This window comes from Vibrio sp. MMG023 (assembly GCF_021654215.1).
GTDB lineage: Bacteria > Pseudomonadota > Gammaproteobacteria > Enterobacterales > Vibrionaceae > Vibrio > Vibrio jasicida.
Genome location: NZ_JAKFZP010000008.1, coordinates 13,235 through 30,257, shown reverse-complemented (window position 1 = coordinate 30,257; position 17,023 = coordinate 13,235). Strand labels below are relative to the sequence as shown.

At 45.6% G+C, this 17,023-nt stretch carries 14 protein-coding genes; 4 read left to right on the top strand and 10 right to left on the bottom strand.

Features of this window, described 5'->3' with window-relative positions; all coding sequences use genetic code 11:
• Window positions 1–67: 67 nt before the first annotated feature.
• From treR to treC, 3 genes are all read left to right on the top strand, one after another.
• Complete coding sequence (gene treR, locus L1076_RS22520; protein WP_237304514.1) at window positions 68–1,012, top strand: trehalose operon repressor TreR; 945 nt, start codon at window positions 68–70, stop codon at window positions 1,010–1,012.
• 178 nt (window positions 1,013–1,190) lie between these two features.
• Window positions 1,191–2,615, top strand: coding sequence for a PTS trehalose transporter subunit IIBC (treB, locus tag L1076_RS22515; RefSeq protein WP_104037605.1), 1,425 nt, complete (start codon window positions 1,191–1,193; stop codon window positions 2,613–2,615).
• 92 nt (window positions 2,616–2,707) lie between these two features.
• Window positions 2,708–4,393 carry an alpha,alpha-phosphotrehalase gene (gene treC, locus L1076_RS22510; protein ID WP_237304513.1) on the top strand — a complete coding sequence of 562 codons (1,686 nt, stop codon included), beginning with the start codon at window positions 2,708–2,710 and terminating at the stop codon, window positions 4,391–4,393.
• Window positions 4,394–4,486: 93 nt separating this feature from the next.
• Here the strand turns inward: treC and L1076_RS22505 are convergent, their stop codons facing one another.
• From L1076_RS22505 to L1076_RS22495, 3 genes are all read right to left on the bottom strand, one after another.
• A complete protein-coding gene (locus L1076_RS22505; protein ID WP_039973738.1) occupies window positions 4,487–5,386 on the bottom strand; it encodes a hypothetical protein in 900 nt (299 codons plus the stop codon).
• Between the two features lie 131 nt (window positions 5,387–5,517).
• Entirely contained in the window at window positions 5,518–7,044 is a 1,527-nt protein-coding gene (locus L1076_RS22500; protein WP_237304512.1) for a winged helix-turn-helix domain-containing protein, read from the bottom strand.
• Between the two features lie 90 nt (window positions 7,045–7,134).
• A complete protein-coding gene (locus tag L1076_RS22495; RefSeq protein ID WP_237304511.1) occupies window positions 7,135–7,737 on the bottom strand; it encodes a YitT family protein in 603 nt (200 codons plus the stop codon).
• 348 nt (window positions 7,738–8,085) lie between these two features.
• Here L1076_RS22495 and glyA point away from each other — a divergent pair, with 348 nt between their 5' ends.
• Window positions 8,086–9,336, top strand: a complete 1,251-nt coding sequence (gene glyA / locus L1076_RS22490) for a serine hydroxymethyltransferase (RefSeq protein WP_038865388.1) — start codon at window positions 8,086–8,088, stop codon at window positions 9,334–9,336.
• Window positions 9,337–9,641: 305 nt separating this feature from the next.
• Here the strand turns inward: glyA and lipA are convergent, their stop codons facing one another.
• The 7 genes from lipA to mrdA all read right to left on the bottom strand — a co-directional run bounded on the left by lipA (window position 9,642) and on the right by mrdA (window position 17,007).
• Window positions 9,642–10,607: a lipoyl synthase gene (gene lipA, locus L1076_RS22485; RefSeq protein ID WP_038875607.1), complete on the bottom strand. Its 966-nt coding sequence runs from the start codon at window positions 10,605–10,607 to the stop codon at window positions 9,642–9,644.
• Window positions 10,604–11,266 (bottom strand): lipoyl(octanoyl) transferase LipB, encoded by a 663-nt coding sequence (gene lipB / locus L1076_RS22480; protein ID WP_038865385.1) that lies wholly within the window; start codon window positions 11,264–11,266, stop codon window positions 10,604–10,606. The genes lipA and lipB overlap by 4 nt, the downstream gene beginning before the upstream one ends.
• A 176-nt stretch (window positions 11,267–11,442) precedes the next feature.
• On the bottom strand, window positions 11,443–11,721 hold the full coding sequence (gene ybeD, locus L1076_RS22475; protein ID WP_038865384.1) for a DUF493 family protein YbeD: 279 nt from the start codon (window positions 11,719–11,721) through the stop codon (window positions 11,443–11,445).
• A gap of 161 nt (window positions 11,722–11,882) precedes the next feature.
• Window positions 11,883–13,061, bottom strand: a complete 1,179-nt coding sequence (locus L1076_RS22470; protein ID WP_038865383.1) for a serine hydrolase — start codon at window positions 13,059–13,061, stop codon at window positions 11,883–11,885.
• A 92-nt stretch (window positions 13,062–13,153) separates the two neighbouring features.
• Window positions 13,154–13,957 carry a septal ring lytic transglycosylase RlpA family protein gene (locus L1076_RS22465; RefSeq protein ID WP_038875609.1) on the bottom strand — a complete coding sequence of 268 codons (804 nt, stop codon included), beginning with the start codon at window positions 13,955–13,957 and terminating at the stop codon, window positions 13,154–13,156.
• Window positions 13,958–13,960: 3 nt separating this feature from the next.
• Complete coding sequence (rodA, locus tag L1076_RS22460) at window positions 13,961–15,082, bottom strand: rod shape-determining protein RodA (RefSeq protein ID WP_038865381.1); 1,122 nt, start codon at window positions 15,080–15,082, stop codon at window positions 13,961–13,963.
• Window positions 15,082–17,007: a penicillin-binding protein 2 gene (mrdA, locus tag L1076_RS22455; RefSeq protein ID WP_102388286.1), complete on the bottom strand. Its 1,926-nt coding sequence runs from the start codon at window positions 17,005–17,007 to the stop codon at window positions 15,082–15,084. Before mrdA ends, rodA begins: the two co-directional genes overlap by 1 nt.
• Window positions 17,008–17,023: the final 16 nt, after the last annotated feature.

The window sequence follows — 17,023 nt, the reverse complement described above, 5'->3', positions numbered from 1 at the left end:
TACTGATTGAGATAAGGGAAGCCGCTGCTTCCCTTTTATTTAAATCCAACTTTTAGTTTGATCACTTATGAGCAAAAAACTCACTATTCTTGATATCGCGAAATTGGCAGGTGTTGGTAAATCGACAATAAGCCGTGTGTTAACCAATGATCCTAAGGTGAAACCGCAAACGCGAGAGAAGGTAGAAAGAATCATTCGTGAATCTGGTTATGTACCTTCTAAGTCTGCACAGTCGATGCGTGGGGGCAGCCAGAAAGTGATCGGGGTGATTATATCTCGTTTGGATTCCCCTTCAGAAAACCGTGCCGTCGGCACTATGCTCAATGCTTTGTATTCAGCAGGGTATGACGTGGTGATCATGGAAAGTCAGTTCGATCGTGAAAAGACCAACGAACATTTAAACGTACTTAAACGCCGTAATGTCGATGGTATTATCGTGTTTGGTTTTACTGGGTGTGATGAGCAAGCGTTAGCGGAGTGGGGCAATCGCATTGTCGTGATCGCGATGGATACCAAGCTAGTCTCTTCTATTAATTACGATAACCAAGGCGTTATTGAGATGGCGTTGTCACACCTCGAGCAACAATCTATTTCTCGCATTGCTTATATCGGCGTTGATCCAGAAGACCGTACGACGGGGCTTGCTCGCCTGAAGACTTACCAATCTTGGTGTGAGAAAAAGCGCATCGAACCTTGTTTTCAAACCGGCAAGCTTAGCCATGAAAGTGCTTATCATCTGGTGGATCAAGTCGTTCAATCCGACACGCAAGCCATCGTTTGTGCCAGTGATACCATTGCTCTTGGGGTGATTAAGCGCCTGCAAGAAAGAGGGCGTGAAGATGTCGTGGTTACTGGTGTGGGTGGCAATGAGCTACTTTCCTTCCTTTTTCCAAATGTTTTCAGTGTGGACCCCGGTTACTCTCTCGCAGGTGAAAAGGCCGCTAACATGCTGATTAATCAATTAAATGGTGATGAGTCTGTGATGCACTTTACCCAGCAGCCAGTTCGTTAATAATCCTCCTTTCGATGGTTTGCTCTAAAATTATACTGTGATCGTTCTCAATTAATGGGACTGTTCCCATTTTGTTTTTGAATGCGGAGTGGCAATATAAAAATCATCGAATGGGAATGTTCCCATTATAAAAATAAAATGATGAATTGAATGTATCCAATACAGGGTGGACAAAGTTATGAGTAAGATTGCGCGTCAAGATGTACAGCGTCTTATTGAACTGGTCGGGGGATCGGACAATATTGCCAGTGTAAGCCACTGTTTAACTCGCTTGCGTTTCGTGTTGAATGACACTGACAAAGCCGATATTGAACAATTAGACGCATTACCTATGGTAAAAGGCTGCTTTACTAACGCAGGTCAGTTCCAAGTGGTGATTGGTACTGAAGTTGATGAGGTTTACAAAGTACTGATCGAGCTGACGGGTAAAAGTGAAGCGAGCAAAGACGAATCAAAAAACGCAGCTCGTCAAAACATGAACATTGTTGAGCGTGGTATTTCTCACCTTGCAGAAATCTTTGTGCCATTGTTACCGGCGATCATCACTGGTGGTCTGATTCTTGGCTTCCGTAACGTGATTGGCGACATCAAGATGTTTGATGGTCAAACGCTAACGGAAATCAGCCAGTTTTGGGCAACGGTACACTCTTTCTTATGGCTAATTGGTGAGGCGATTTTCTTCTTCTTACCGGTTGGCGTGTGTTGGTCAACAGTCAAAAAACTCGGTGGTACTCCGATTTTGGGGATTACATTAGGTGTGACACTGGTTTCGCCACAGTTAATGAACGCCTATCTGATTGGTAAGCAAGTGCCAGAAGTGTGGGACTTTGGCTTATTCGCCATCGAGAAAGTGGGGTATCAAGCGCAAGTGATTCCGGCCATGTTAGCGGGTGTCGCCTTGGCATTCATAGAAACTAATTTAAAGCGAATCATTCCTTCATATCTTTACCTCGTTGTGGTGCCGTTTGTCTCTATCATCGTATCTGTGATTCTTGCGCATTCTATTATTGGTCCATTTGGTCGTATGTTGGGTGACGGCGTTGCTTTCGCAGCAAAAGCAGCCATGACGGGTGACTTCGCGATGATTGGTTCAACCATCTTTGGCTTCCTATACGCACCTTTGGTGATTACGGGTATTCATCACACTACCAATGCGGTTGACCTTCAACTGATGCAAGAGCTAGGCGGTACGCCAATCTGGCCATTGATTGCACTATCAAACATTGCTCAAGCTTCAGCGGTAGTCGGCATCATTATCATCAGCAAAAAACACGGCGAGCGCGATATCTCAGTGCCTGCGGCTATCTCTGCTTATCTTGGTGTAACAGAACCTGCAATGTACGGTATCAACTTAAAGTACAAGTTCCCAATGCTGAGCGCGATGATCGGCAGTGCGATTGCCGCTGCTATCTGTGGCAGCGCAGGTGTGATGGCGAATGGTATTGGTGTGGGCGGCTTACCGGGTATCTTGTCTATCCAACCACAGTTCTGGGGTGTTTTTGCTCTGGCGATGTTGGTGGCGATTGTGGTCCCAGTAGCGCTGACGCTTGTGTTGTATAAGCGCGCACAGGTGAAAGGCGAGTTAGAAACCGCTAACGCGTAATTCAAACCGAGGCAGCGATTTGGCTGCCTCGTTTATCTCCTCTATTTTTTAAGATTTTTAAGTTTCCGTTTAATGGTAAGTGAGCGTTAGAAATGGCAATGACCAAGCATGATGAGAGCTGGTGGAAAACCGCAACCATCTACCAAATTTACCCAAAAAGCTTTTGTGACAGTGGAAGTAAAGGCACGGGCGATATTAAAGGGATCATTTCTAAACTGGATTATCTAAAACACCTTGGTGTGGATGCGATTTGGCTGACGCCGGTTTATCAATCGCCAATGATCGACAACGGTTATGACATTTCTGATTACTATGCGATCAACCCAGATTTCGGCACCATGCAAGATTTCGATACCCTGTTGGCTGAGGCTCACCAACTGGGTATTCGAATCATCATGGATATCGTGGTCAACCATACTTCGACAGAACACAAGTGGTTTCAATCGGCACTGGGTGACAAAAACAGCCCTTACCGTGATTACTACATCTGGAAAGATCCTGTTGATAGCGCAGAGCCAAACAACTGGCAATCTAAGTTTGGTGGCAACGCTTGGGCGCTGGATGAAAAAACGGGTCAGTACTATTTGCACCTTTTTGCTAAAGAGCAAGCGGACTTAAACTGGGAAAACCCGGTAGTGCGTGAAGAAGTGAAAGAAGTCATCAGCTTCTGGGCAGAGAAAGGTGTCGATGGTTTCCGTCTTGACGTTATCAACCTGATTTCCAAGCAGCAAGATTTCCCAAGTGACGATATTGGTGATGGTCGCCGTTTCTACACGGATGGTCCTCGCGTGCATGAATACCTTCAAGAGATCAGCGAAGCCGTGTTCCAAAAGTACGGCAGCGTGACGGTGGGTGAAATGTCTTCCACCACGCTAGAGCATTGTCAGCAGTATTCAGCGCAAGATGGCAAAGAGCTGTCGATGGTGTTCAACTTCCACCACTTGAAAGTTGATTACCCGAATGGTGATAAGTGGACGAAAGCGCTGTTTGATTTCATCCAACTGAAACAGATCTTCAACCATTGGCAAACCGGCTTAAATGGCAAAGGGTGGGGCGCACTATTTTGGTGTAACCACGACCAACCACGTGTTGTGAGCCGATTAGGTAACGACGAACAATACCGTGTTGAATCTGCCAAAATGCTTGCGGCATCGGTACACATGATGCAAGGCACGCCTTATGTTTATCAAGGTGAAGAGATCGGCATGACCAACCCAGGCTACACCGAAATCAGCCAATATCGTGATGTTGAAAGCACGAACATGTACGACATCATGATCAATCGCGATGGCGTATCTCACGACGACATGATGGCGATTTTGGCGCAGAAGTCGCGTGATAATTCACGTACCCCAATGCAATGGAACAGCGCGAAACATGCGGGTTTTACTGAAGGCACGCCGTGGCTAGAGGTGGCTCAGAACTATTGTGAGATCAATGCGGAAGCCGCAATTGCCGATTTGAACTCGGTGTTCTACTTCTACAAGCGCTTGATTGAACTGCGTAAACAGGTTCAAGTAATCACTGATGGTCGTTACGAGGACTTGCTGCCAGAGCACAAACGTATTTTTGCTTACGCTCGCCAGAACGACAAGCAAACGTTGTTGTGTATTAACAATTACTACGGCGAAGAAGTGGAGTGTGTGTTACCAGAGCGCTTTGATATGAGCAAAGCCAAGAATCTGCTTTCCAACTATCAGAATGCGACCAGCGCGATTGCTTCCAATCATCAAGTTCTACGTCCTTACGAAACACGCATCTTGCTGATTGAATCTTAAAGGCCAATAAAAAATACCCCTAAGGATTTCGATCCTAAAAAAAGGCTTTGGAGTGCTCCCCAAAGCCTTTTTTCTATGAGATAAGACTGCGGCTTATGCTTTCTCGATCTTGCTCAGTGTCGCTTTCTCTTCACTGATTTGAGTCTGTTCTGCTTTCAACAGTTCAACTTGTTCAATCAACCCTAGTGCAGGGTTGAACCAGCGCTCTGCGGATGTTTCAAACTCCATTGAGTCCATCTCGTCACATCTTAGGTTATAAGTATTCGTTTCGGTTAGGTAGGCGGCTTCAATTGATTTACCAGACACTTTGAAAGTTTTGCGTGCGCCTGTTTCGGTGATTTGTTGGCTCCAGCCCGCTTTACAGTTTGCCTCATTTGGCAAAGTTTTTACCCATTGGTGATCATCAAAATCATTCAGTAGGTTTGCCACTTGTTCACCATTTAGATCTAAAATGACTGAGACCGTGTTTACGCTGATATCAATGTTCGGATCTTTCTCCTTAACTGTCGAACCTTCCAAGCGAAATACTGGGCTGCTGTTCATGATGGGTACGATAAAGCGATGATCAACGAGATAGGTGTCCGTGATTTCATGCAGTGCGCCATCCGTACCGGCAAAGTAAATCGACTTCTCTTCTTCGCCGCTCTCTTCCACTTGCTGTGATAGGTAAAACTGAGTGATACCGTTGTTGACTAAGTCATGGATAACTTGTTGCACTGGAGCTGATTGTGGGATCAGAGTTAAAGCGTCAAGAAGTTCTTGGCTGCTCATTGGATCAAAATTCATCAGCACCGAGCCCACTTGTTGCCCGTCTGCAGAAATGGCGTAGTTCAGTTTTGTTGTTACTACTGGGGAAAAAGATGAGTTTTGGATCGGGTAATCGATGCTATTTTGTGGGCCTTTATTGCCGCTTGATGAGCCGGAAGAAGAGCCGCCGCCACAGCCGTAAAGTGCGATTGTAGCTGCTGCGATAAGCGTCATTTTTTTAAGCATGAGTTTACATTCCTAGTTGGTAAAGGCTGATAAATCGAGCCGTTATTTGAATGCCGCCATGCTAAGTTTTGTGGCAGAAAAAGGGCAAAAAACAAAAGCTAACAGAGTTTAATGAAAGCTTAATTTCATATTTAGGTCTTTGTTTTATCTGGAGTAATTTCAGCGTCGATATTCGTGCAGTATTCTTCGATTAGCGCCTTCCAACGCATCACAATTTCTTTCTCTTTAATGCTGACACGCAGTTTTGTCCAAGGTTGTAAACAGGTCTCTTTTGATTCTGGTTGTGACAAGCGACTGAATAATTCTTCAGAAGGCATGACGCGTAGCAGAGCCACCAAAGACTCCATGTAATTGAGACGGAATTGGTCGAGCTTATTCTGCTTGTAAGCGATATGAGAAACGAAGGTGTACACCAAGGCGTTTTGAATTCGTGAGTCGCCAACTGGTGTCGTCAGTAACGTTTTGGCTTTATCGAGGTTACCTAACTTGTAGTGCAAGATACCAAGCCACAAACTCAGCTCGTCGGGGAGGACATCAAATTCCGATTGAGCCTGAGTGAGGTATTCCTCTAGCTTGGTTTTATCTTGTTCGTACAACGCAAGATGACGAGCGATGGTGATAGCAGTGAACTCGTCCATGTACTCAATTGGTGCGTTGGAAAACTGCTCGTCGAGCAACATCTTTTCGTGTGTGTCAGTAAAGTGCCAAGTGCTTTTTGAAGGTTCCGGCAGATTGAAGTACTGAGCAATGTCGCTGTGTAAGCGGAATAAGTCTGATTGCAGGTGGTCGATACGCAGGACGTACTGATTTCGAAACGCTAATTTTCCCGTCGCTGGGTAAATCAGGTTCATCTGCGCTTTTATCATGCCCTCTGTCGGACTGTCTTTGAGTTCGATGTTGAGCTGATAATCACTGGTCTGCATGTTGCGGGCGCCGGGGAAATAAGGCGTCTCGTTGATTGGATCGAGAAAGTAGCTCGGAGCATCTTGGTTAGCAATATCTGTATATGGGTACTCAACTTGTTGTTGCAATAATATCGCTTTCACCATGGTGCGGTATTCCCTTGCCTCTGCACCTAAGGCGTCAACACGGTTAAGCAGTAGCTCCACTTTTGGAATCAGCAGTTGGTTACGAGTTTGCTGAGTGGAGACTCCTTGCTGTTGCCAGACAACAACGGAAAGTATCACGCAAGAGGCAGCTAGCAAAGCACAAAGGCAGTAGGCGATAGGCCGTTTCAATGACGAAGTCGTTTTTTGTGGGTTTGCCACCTTCGCTTTACGTTTGTCGGCTCTCGCTGGTGGTATTAACTGAATGTTGGCTGGGTTGAAAAAGTAACCTTTACGCGGGTAGGTCACCAATAGTTTGGCGGCATCATGCTCTGGTAAGTGCTCTTGTAGCAAGGCCCGAAGTGTACTGATTCGATTGGTAAGTACGTTCTTTGAGATAAACTTACTTTGCCAAATAGTCTCTATGATAGTTTCTGCAGACAGCGGGTGGCCAACACTGGTGAGCAACAGTTCTAATAACTCGATGCTACGCGGCTCAAGATCGATAACGACCGCTTGTTTGTGAAGGGTTTGAGTCTCTGGGTTGTAGATCAGCTCGCCAATAACAATCTGACTGTTGGTTTGTTTGGCTCGTTGTAGGAAGTCGCGCATACCATCATGAGTGATTAGGAAATGGCGAAGTATTATATAGTCATTGGAGCGCAAAATCTTATAAATTGCGCTCCAATTATCACAGAAAGGTTATGAACCGTAGCTCACAGAATAGCGATGTGGTTTGTGGTTCATCGCAAGCACTAGGTTCAGTGCGAATGCACCAAGAATCGATAGGCCGATAACCCAAGGCGTGACGAAGAAGAAAGACGCAAATAAGATGCAAGCGTCAATCGCCATCTGCGATTTGCCAACAGAAATGCCAAACTTGTCTTGAATGAATAAGCACAGTACGTTGAAGCCACCCAAGCTTGAACGATGACGGAATAAGATCAGCATACCTAAACCCATCAGTAAGCCACCGGCTACCGCACAATAAACCTCGTTAATCGATTCAAGTGAAATCAGCAAATACAGGTTGTCCGCAAAGATAGAAACCAAAGCGCCAGAAATTGCACTATTAATCGCAAAATGACGGCCAAAGCGTTTCCAAGCCAGCAAGTAAAAAGGACAGTTGGCTAAAAAGTACAGCACACCAAACGTAAAAGGTGTAAATTGGCTAATAAACAGAGCCAATCCAGTGGTGCCTCCCGTTAAGAGGTTCGCGGATTGGAGAAAGAAAACGCCTTGAGCTACCAAAAAGGTACCTGTAAGAATGGCCATCCAGTCTTCTTTTCTTGAGTGTTTTTCCATCTAATATGCAGTCGTTGATGATAAATCGGGCATGCATAGTAGTAAAAAGATGATCTTTTCGGTAGCTAGAGGGTAAAATTTGCGGTAAACCTATGTAATTGTTGTTTTACAGGGTGTAAAGCACAAATTTGACAGTCAGTGGATCATGGTTGAACGATTGCAACATCGTCATGATAATCCTTACTTGTCATCATGAAAAAACTGCATGAGAAAAATTGTAAATTTCTCTTTATGACCTAGATCAAATTATGTAGAATGCGCGCCATTACGGTGACGAAAACGTTTGCGTTAGGTCATTTAGTCGGTTTTTTTGCAACTTTCAGTACCAATCTGAGTCAGGAGATACAGATGCTTAAGCGTGATATGAACATCGCAGATTACGATGCGGAACTGTTCGCAGCTATCCAGGAAGAAACACTTCGCCAGGAAGAACACATTGAACTTATCGCTTCTGAAAACTACACAAGCCCACGTGTAATGGAAGCGCAAGGTTCTCAGCTAACGAACAAATACGCTGAAGGCTACCCAGGTAAGCGTTACTACGGCGGTTGTGAGTACGTAGATAAAGCTGAAGCACTAGCTATCGATCGTGCATGCCAACTGTTTGGTTGTGAGTACGCGAATGTACAGCCTCACTCAGGTTCTCAAGCAAACAGCGCAGTTTACATGGCGCTTCTAAACCCAGGCGACACAGTTCTAGGTATGAGCCTAGCGCACGGTGGTCACCTAACTCACGGTTCACCAGTAAACTTCTCTGGTAAGCACTACAACGTGATTCCTTACGGTATCGACGAAGCAGGCCAAATCAACTACGACGAGATGGAACAGCTAGCGCTTGAGCACAAGCCTAAGATGATCATTGGTGGCTTCTCTGCTTACTCACAAATCGTTGATTGGAAGCGCATGCGTGAAATCGCAGACAAAGTTGACGCTTACCTATTCGTAGACATGGCGCACGTTGCTGGTCTAATCGCAGCAGGCGAGTACCCAACACCAGTTCCACACGCTCACGTAGTAACAACGACTACGCACAAAACGCTAGCGGGTCCTCGTGGCGGTCTTATCCTTTCTAACGAAGGTGAAGAGCTGTACAAGAAGCTGAACTCAGCAGTATTCCCTGGCGGTCAAGGTGGCCCTCTAATGCACGTTATCGCTGGTAAAGCAGTAGCGTTCAAAGAAGCGATGGAACCTGAATTCAAAGCTTACCAAGCTAACGTCGTGAAAAACGCGAAGGCAATGGTTGGTCAATTCCAAGAGCGTGGCTACAAGATCGTTTCTAACGGTACTGAGAACCACCTGTTCCTTGTTGACCTAATCGACAAAGATATTACTGGTAAAGATGCAGATGCGGCACTAGGTGCAGCAAATATCACAGTAAACAAGAACTCTGTACCAAACGACCCACGCAGCCCATTCGTTACGTCTGGTATTCGTGTAGGTACGCCAGCAATTACTCGTCGTGGCTTCACTACTGAAGACGCGAAAGAGCTAGCAAACTGGATGTGTGACGTTCTAGATAACATCGGCAACGAGGAAGTTATCGAAGCAACGAAACAGAAAGTTCTAGAGATCTGTAAGCGTCTACCAGTTTACGCATAGTTCTCTGTGTAAATTCGCTTTCTTTGAAAATAACTCAGGCGAACTCGTTCTATTTCTGCGATTCGGTTTGATTATTTGATTGATGAAAGGTCCTCATTTGAGGGCCTTTTTGTTTTTCTAGCGTATGGAAATATCAGCTTAGAGTGCGCTGAAATCAGATTTCTGATATCGCCTAGGATCTTCGGAATGACGCTGCTTTTGGTTCTGAGAAATAGGCTTATTGTCCAAATGATAGTGTTTTATGTTCGACAGATACAAAAAAGGCTGGCACTGAGCCAACCTTTCTCTTCAAAACAAGCGAGCGCTTATTTAATCTCGATACCTTGAGCCTGCATATCGGCATGGTAAGAAGAACGAACGAATGGACCACACGCCGCGTGCGTGAAGCCAAGTTCTAGTGCGATCTCTTTTAGCTCGTCAAACTCTGATGGTGGAACGTAACGCTCTACTGGCAGGTGGTGACGGCTTGGTGCTAGGTACTGACCAAGTGTCAGCATTGTTACACCGTGTGCACGTAGGTCTTTTAGTACTTGGACGATCTCTTCTTTCGTTTCGCCAAGACCCATCATAACACCTGATTTGGTCGGTACATTTGGGTGCTGCTCTTTGAACTTTTGCAGCAATTGTAGTGACCACTTGTAGTTCGCGCCTGGGCGAGCTTTACGGTACAAACGAGGTGCCGTTTCTAGGTTGTGGTTGAAGACATCTGGCGGGTTGTCTTTCATCAGATCAAGTGCTACATCCATACGGCCACGGAAATCAGGTACAAGCGTTTCAATCTTGATGTGTGGGTTCAGTTCGCGGATTTCACGGTTACAGTTTGCAAAGTGCTCTGCACCGCCATCACGCAAATCATCGCGGTCTACTGAAGTGATAACGACGTATTTCAGCTTCATGTCTGCGATGGTTTTAGCCAGTTTCTTCGGCTCTTCAGCTTCTACTGCAAGCGGACGGCCATGGGCAACGTCACAGAATGGACAACGGCGAGTACAGATAGCGCCAAGGATCATGAAAGTAGCCGTACCGTGGTTAAAACATTCCGCTAGGTTAGGGCAAGAGGCTTCTTCACATACTGAGTGAAGGTTGTTCTTGCGCATCGCTGATTTGATGTCTTGAATACGTTGGCTGTCGGCTGGTAGCTTGATCTTCATCCAATCAGGCTTACGTAGCACTTCTTTCTGCTCTGTAGGCATGTTCTTTACGGGAATCAATGCCATTTTGTCAGCGTCGCGGTATTTGACGCCTTTTTCCATCTGGATTGGTTTGCTCATGCTTTGTTACCTTGAGAAGGTGCTTCTGTGCTGAATTCTACTTGCTCGTAATCAAGCAAAGTAACGAGTTCTTGTATTAGTTGTTTTTCCACGACTTCGATATCTTCAGGGCCGCCAACTTGGCTAACCTGAACCATCTCCATTCCTTCATAGCCACAAGGGTTTATACGTAAAAACGGACCTAAGTCCATATTGACGTTCAACGCTAGGCCGTGGAATGAGCATCCTTTGCGAATGCGAAGGCCGAGAGAACATATTTTTTTACTGTCGACATAAACACCTGGGGCATCTGGTCGCGCAGCAGATTCGATATTGTATGCCTTTAGGGTGTTGATCACGAGGTTCTCGATGTGTGTAACGAGATCTCGCACCCCTAATTTTTTACGACGCAGGTTGATCAGAAAGTAAGCGACAAGCTGACCAGGACCATGGTAGGTCACTTGACCCCCGCGATCGCTTTGTACAACAGGAATATTACCAGTGTTAATGAGGTGTTCGGCTTTACCCGCTTGACCTTGTGTAAATACTGGGTTGTGTTCTACCAACCAAACTTCATCAGGCGTGTCGTCTGTGCGTTGATCAGTGAACTCATGCATCGCCTTCCATACAGGCTCATAATCTTGGCGTCCAAGTCGTCTTACAACAAGTTGGTGTTGCATGGGGATTCCTGTCACTAATATATAAAGTTTTTGGATTATAAACCGGATGAGTTTGATGCTCTACAGTTGAGTAACAGATTTTTAACTGAAAGAGTCAGTGGTTTTCATTATCTACATGATAAATAAAAAGAAAGCAGCCGAAGCTGCTTTCAAAAAAAATTTAATTTATCAAAAAATTATAGAACCATGCGTACGATGTCGATTTCACCCAGTTCTTTGTAAAGGGTTTCAACCTGCTCGATAGAGGTAGCAGTAATATTGATAGACACCGAGTGGTAGTTGCCCTTAGCACTTGGTTTTACTGCTGGGCTGTAGTCACCTGGAGCATGACGCTGGATTACTTCAAGAACGAGTTCTGGAAGTTCAGGTTTTGCATGCCCCATTACCTTGTAAGTAAATGAACAAGGGAACTCAAGCAGGTCTTTCAATTTTGCATCAGAGTTGATGGTTAGCATATCGGTAACTCCAGTTGGTATTCGTTGCGGTGCGAAATAGTACAGTCAAATTAGGGTGAACTCAAGATCATCCCCAAGCATCTTAACGTCGCTTAAGTATAGATAACAAAGCCGCCCTAATTGGCGGCTTTGCGGACTTGTTTGTTGTTCAGAAGCAACTGTTAGAAGAAGCTCTTAAACAACAATACGATGTAGTCCCACATACGGCTAAATAGGCTGCCTTGGTCTACAGTTTCTAATGCCATTAGTGGGTACTCAGCAATATCTTCACCATCAATTTGATAGTATAGCTTACCAACTACATCACCTTTATTAATTGGGGCTTCTAGCTCTTTTTCAAGTACAAAGCTTGCCTTTAGATTCTTTGCTTCACCACGAGGTAGCGTTACGTAAGTATCTTGGTCAAGACCCAGAGCAACCGTATCTTTGTTACCCATCCATACTTTTTCTTCTACAAACGTTTCACCCGCTTTATGTGGCGCAACGGTTTCGAAGAAGCGGAAGCCGTAGCTCAGTAGCTTTTTGCTCTCTGATTTACGAGCGTTTGCATCTTTGGTACCCATTACCACTGCAACTAGGCGCATTTGACCTTCAGTTGCCGAACTTACTAGGCTGTAGCCCGCGTTGCTAGTATGGCCAGTCTTGATGCCATCAACGTTCATGCTCTTATCCCACAATAGGCCGTTACGGTTGTACTGTGTGATGCCGTTGTAAGTGAATTTTTTATCTGAGTAGATACGGTACTCATCAGGAACGTCACGGATCAATGCTTTACCAAGCAATGCCATGTCATAAGGTGTTGAGTATAGATTTGGGTTATCTAGGCCGTGCACGTTAGCAAAATGCGTGTTGCTCATGCCAATTGTGTTTGCCCATGCGTTCATTAGGTCTACGAATGCATCTTCAGAGCCTGCAATGTGTTCAGCCATTGCGACACAAGCGTCGTTACCTGATTGAATGATGATACCGCGGTTTAGGTCTTTCACCTTAACTGTGGTGCCAACTTCAATGAACATTTTTGAAGAATCAGGGAAGTTTTTCGCCCATGCGTTCTTACTGATGGTTACATCATCGTCTTCTGAAATATTACCACGCGCTAGCTCTTGGCCAATTACGTAGCTGGTCATCATTTTTGTCAGACTAGCAGGAGACAACTTTGTGTTCATCTCTTTCTCAGCCAGAACTTTACCTGAGTTGTAATCCATCAAAACGTAGCCTTTCGCTGCGATTTGAGGTGCGTCTGGGACAACAACTGGTGAAGCAAAAGCAGATTGAGCGATGGTTGCAGTTAGCGCAACCGAAGAAACGAGAATAGATTTCACAAACTTATTTTTATTCATGGTAATTCAAATTTTTTGGTTAACTGTCGACATCTTAACAGAATCCCTGCTTATGTAAGAAGGGCTCTGCATAGAAATTCATGACACCAAGGTCATTTGTCAGTTTTGTGTTTTTTAATAAATGCGGACGAATAGCCGAGCAACTTTACTTTATCCAGTGTTGCTTGCGTCAGGGAATAGTCAGTAAATGGCCCTAGCAACAAGCGGTGAGTTTCTTTCGTGCTCTCCAAGAAAGTTTCTGTATCCAGCTTTTGACCAAGCTCTTGGCCTAAAGTTCGCGCTCGATCTTCATATTTTGAAGAAGCAACTTGAATCACGTATTTTGGGTGCGCAGCTAAAGACTTTTCATCGGTTGGCTTATCAATGGTGATGACTTCAATTTGTACGTTCGCTGTGCCTGTTTTCACGACGTCGAGCTTATGAGCGGCGGCGTAGCTTAAATCAATAATACGGCCGTCATGAAATGGGCCACGGTCGTTAACACGTACAACGGTTGATTTACCATTGTCGGTATTGGTGACTTTAACGTAGCTCGGTAATGGCAGCGTTTTGTGTGCGGCTGTCATTGAGTACATATCGTAAATTTCACCGTTGGACGTAAGGTGACCTTGGAATTTTTTTCCGTACCAAGAGGCACGGCCTTTTTCCGTAAAACCTTTTGCGTCACGAACGATTTTGTAGTCGGAACCTCGTAGATTGTAATCGCTGTTACCACCTAAGCTGTATGGTTCATATTTAGGATGCGCATCCTCAATGTGCTCGACCGATAGAGGTTTATCTGGTGCTACATCGGATTCAAGTTCATAACGGCCTTCTTGTGTTTTTTGGTCGGTAGAAGAACAGCCCGCCAAAATAACAGCAGAAAAAACTAAGGAATATAAAGCGCGTTTTTGCATGGTCTAGGTCGCCTTAGAGAATGCTTTTCGGTGCGTGTGGATCGACATCAAAATGCCAAAACCAGCCATCAGTGTCACCATGGAAGTGCCACCATAACTGATCAACGGTAAAGGTACGCCTACTACGGGTAGGATGCCACTTACCATGCCGATATTTACAAAAATATACACGAAGAAGCTGAGTACAATACTGCCTGCCATCATTCGGCCAAACGCAGTTTGTGCTTGGCTTGCGAGGTAGAGACCTCGTCCAATAATAAAGAGATAGATGGTCAACAGGCAAAGGAAGCCAATCATACCCCATTCTTCAGCAATTACTGCAAAGATAAAGTCAGTGTGACGTTCAGGAAGAAATTCTAACTGTGATTGAGTGCCTTGCAACCAACCTTTGCCGGAAATACCACCAGAACCAATCGCAATTTTACTTTGGATGATGTGATAACCGGCACCGAGAGGGTCTGATTCAGGGTTGAACAGAGTACGAACGCGCACTTTTTGATACTCACGCATCAAGAAGAACCACAAAACGGGAATGAAACCACCAAGCGCCAGTGCGGCACCAGCAATGATTTTCCAACTGATACCCGCAAGGAAGATAACAAAGATGCCTGATGCAGCGATCAGAATCGAGGTCCCTAAGTCAGGTTGCTTTGCGATGAGAATGGTTGGCAAGCAAACCATGATCAACGCAACGATGAGGGTTTTGAACGTCGGGGGAAGTGGTTGACGACCGATATAGCGCGCGACCATCAAGGGTACGGCGAGCTTGAGAAGCTCAGAAGGTTGGAATCGAACAAAGCCAAGATTTAGCCAGCGCTGTGCGCCTTTGGAAGCTTCACCAAAGAAGAGCACGCCAAAGAGCAGTATGACACCACCGACAAACATGAGAGGCGCGAGGCTTTCGTAAGTTCTGGGCGAGATCTGTGCTAAGACGATCATCACGACTAATGATAGGGCCATGCGCATGGCTTGGCGGTCCATCATCGCCAAGCTCTGGCCACTGGCGCTGTACATGATGACCAAGCCAAAGGCCATTAGTGCAAAGATGCCGAGTAAAAGCGGCAAGTCGATATGGAAGCGTTCAAACAGGGCTCGGTTCTTACCTGTAGAGGGATCCATTTTCATCACTGCGTTACCTCTTGTTTCTCTTTGGCTTGCTCATCGTCTGGTTCGATTTTTTCTGGCCCAACGATCACTCGGTCGAAGATCTTTCTTGCTACTGGTGCGCCATTACTTGAACCACCACCGGCGTTTTCAAGCACGATTGAAACGACAACTTTAGGATCGTCAAATGGCGCAAAACCGGTAAACAGGGCGTGGTCGCGCAGATGTTCTGCGACTTCGTCTGCGTTATATTCTTCGTCTTCACCTAGACCGAAGACCTGAGCAGTACCTGATTTACCACCCGTTTGGTAATCCATATTGTAGAAAGAGCGACGAGCCGTCCCTTTCGCACCATGGTTTACCAAGCGCATGCCTTCTTTGGCCATGTTCCAGTATTTATCCGGCACATTTTGAATTGGCGGATAGGTGACGTATTCAGAGGTTTTTTGCTCTTCAAAATCACCGCCATTATCAATTGTCGCTTTAAGCAAATGTGGCGCGGCTACGGCGCCTTCGTTGACCAATACCGATGTTGCTTTGGCAATTTGCATTGGTGTTGCTGTCCAGTAACCTTGCCCGATACCAACAGGAATCGTATCGCCTTTGTACCAAGGGGTTTTATGGCGAGCCATTTTCCATTCACGCGTTGGCATGTTTGCTTTGCTTTCTTCGTAAATATCGATGCCGGTATAGTCACCAAAACCAAACATCATCATCCAATTCGAGATACGGTCGATACCCATGTCATAAGCGACTTGATAGAAGAAAGTATCAACGGATTCTTCTATCGACTTGATGATATCTACGCGGCCATGGCCCCAACGCAGCCAGTCACGGAATGGGCGAGTATCGGAGTTTGGAATGCGCCAGTAGCCAGGGTCATTACGCGTGGTTTTTGGTGTTACCACACCCTCTTCCAAAGCTGCAACGGCCATAAATGGCTTAATGGTGGAAGCTGGGGGGTAAATACCTAGCGTAGTTCGGTTTACAAGTGGACGGTTTTTGTCGTTCAAGAGGGCTCGGTAAGCTTTGCCTGAGATACCGTGGACAAAGGAGTTTGGATCGTAGCTCGGGCTTGAAACCATCGCGAGCACACCATTGTCTTTAGGATCCAAAACCACCGCACTACCACGACGCCCATCTAATAATTGGTGAACGTATAGTTGTAAGTTAATGTCGAGGTTTAACACGATGTCTTGACCCGGAATCGGCGGGACGTACTTTAAGGTACGAATTACTCGGCCACGGCTATTGACTTCGACTTCTTGGTAACCCGCAGTACCGTGCAATAAATCTTCGTAGTATTTTTCAATACCTAGTTTGCCGATATCACGAGTGGCTTGGTAGTTCGCGTCTTTTTCTTCACGAACTAGGCGTTGCATGTCACGATCGTTGATGCGTGATACGTAGCCAATAACGTGGGTCAGTACTTCACTAAATGGGTAGTAACGCTTCAATGTTGCGCTGATTTCAACACCCGGAAAGCGGTATTGGTTTACCGAGAAAACAGCAACTTGGTTTTCATCTAACTGAGTCAGTAGTGGTACGGATTTAAAGCGACGTGTACGTTTACGTTCACGCTGGAAACGTTCAATTTGCTCTGGCGTGATTTCAAGAATGGTTTGTAGCTCTTCGATGGTGCCATCAATGTCTTTGATTTTTTCTGGAGTAAGCTCCAAGTTGAAGACAGGGCGGTTTTCAGCGAGCAGAATACCGTTGCGGTCGTAAATAAGACCACGGTTTGGTGCGATTGGAACGACTTTGATGCGGTTGTCGTTAGAGCGAGTTTGGTAATCTTGGAACTGGTTAACCTGTATGTTGTACATGTTAGCAACCAGCAACCCCATCAAAATGACGATACCCAAAAAAGCAAAAATAGCGCGACTGGAAAACAGGCGCGCTTCAGCTTGGTAGTCTCGGATTTGACTGCGGCGTTTACGAATCATTAACGCTTGTCTCTAC

Coding starts and splice junctions, on each gene's coding strand:
- treR (WP_237304514.1), top strand. CDS start 68: ATGAGCAAAAAACTCACTATTCTTGATATCGCGAAATTGGCAGGTGTT.
- treB (WP_104037605.1), top strand. CDS start 1,191: ATGAGTAAGATTGCGCGTCAAGATGTACAGCGTCTTATTGAACTGGTC.
- treC (WP_237304513.1), top strand. CDS start 2,708: ATGGCAATGACCAAGCATGATGAGAGCTGGTGGAAAACCGCAACCATC.
- L1076_RS22505 (WP_039973738.1), bottom strand. CDS start 5,386: ATGCTTAAAAAAATGACGCTTATCGCAGCAGCTACAATCGCACTTTAC.
- L1076_RS22500 (WP_237304512.1), bottom strand. CDS start 7,044: ATGCGCGACTTCCTACAACGAGCCAAACAAACCAACAGTCAGATTGTT.
- L1076_RS22495 (WP_237304511.1), bottom strand. CDS start 7,737: ATGGAAAAACACTCAAGAAAAGAAGACTGGATGGCCATTCTTACAGGT.
- glyA (WP_038865388.1), top strand. CDS start 8,086: ATGCTTAAGCGTGATATGAACATCGCAGATTACGATGCGGAACTGTTC.
- lipA (WP_038875607.1), bottom strand. CDS start 10,607: ATGAGCAAACCAATCCAGATGGAAAAAGGCGTCAAATACCGCGACGCT.
- lipB (WP_038865385.1), bottom strand. CDS start 11,266: ATGCAACACCAACTTGTTGTAAGACGACTTGGACGCCAAGATTATGAG.
- ybeD (WP_038865384.1), bottom strand. CDS start 11,721: ATGCTAACCATCAACTCTGATGCAAAATTGAAAGACCTGCTTGAGTTC.
- L1076_RS22470 (WP_038865383.1), bottom strand. CDS start 13,061: ATGAATAAAAATAAGTTTGTGAAATCTATTCTCGTTTCTTCGGTTGCG.
- L1076_RS22465 (WP_038875609.1), bottom strand. CDS start 13,957: ATGCAAAAACGCGCTTTATATTCCTTAGTTTTTTCTGCTGTTATTTTG.
- rodA (WP_038865381.1), bottom strand. CDS start 15,082: ATGAAAATGGATCCCTCTACAGGTAAGAACCGAGCCCTGTTTGAACGC.
- mrdA (WP_102388286.1), bottom strand. CDS start 17,007: ATGATTCGTAAACGCCGCAGTCAAATCCGAGACTACCAAGCTGAAGCG.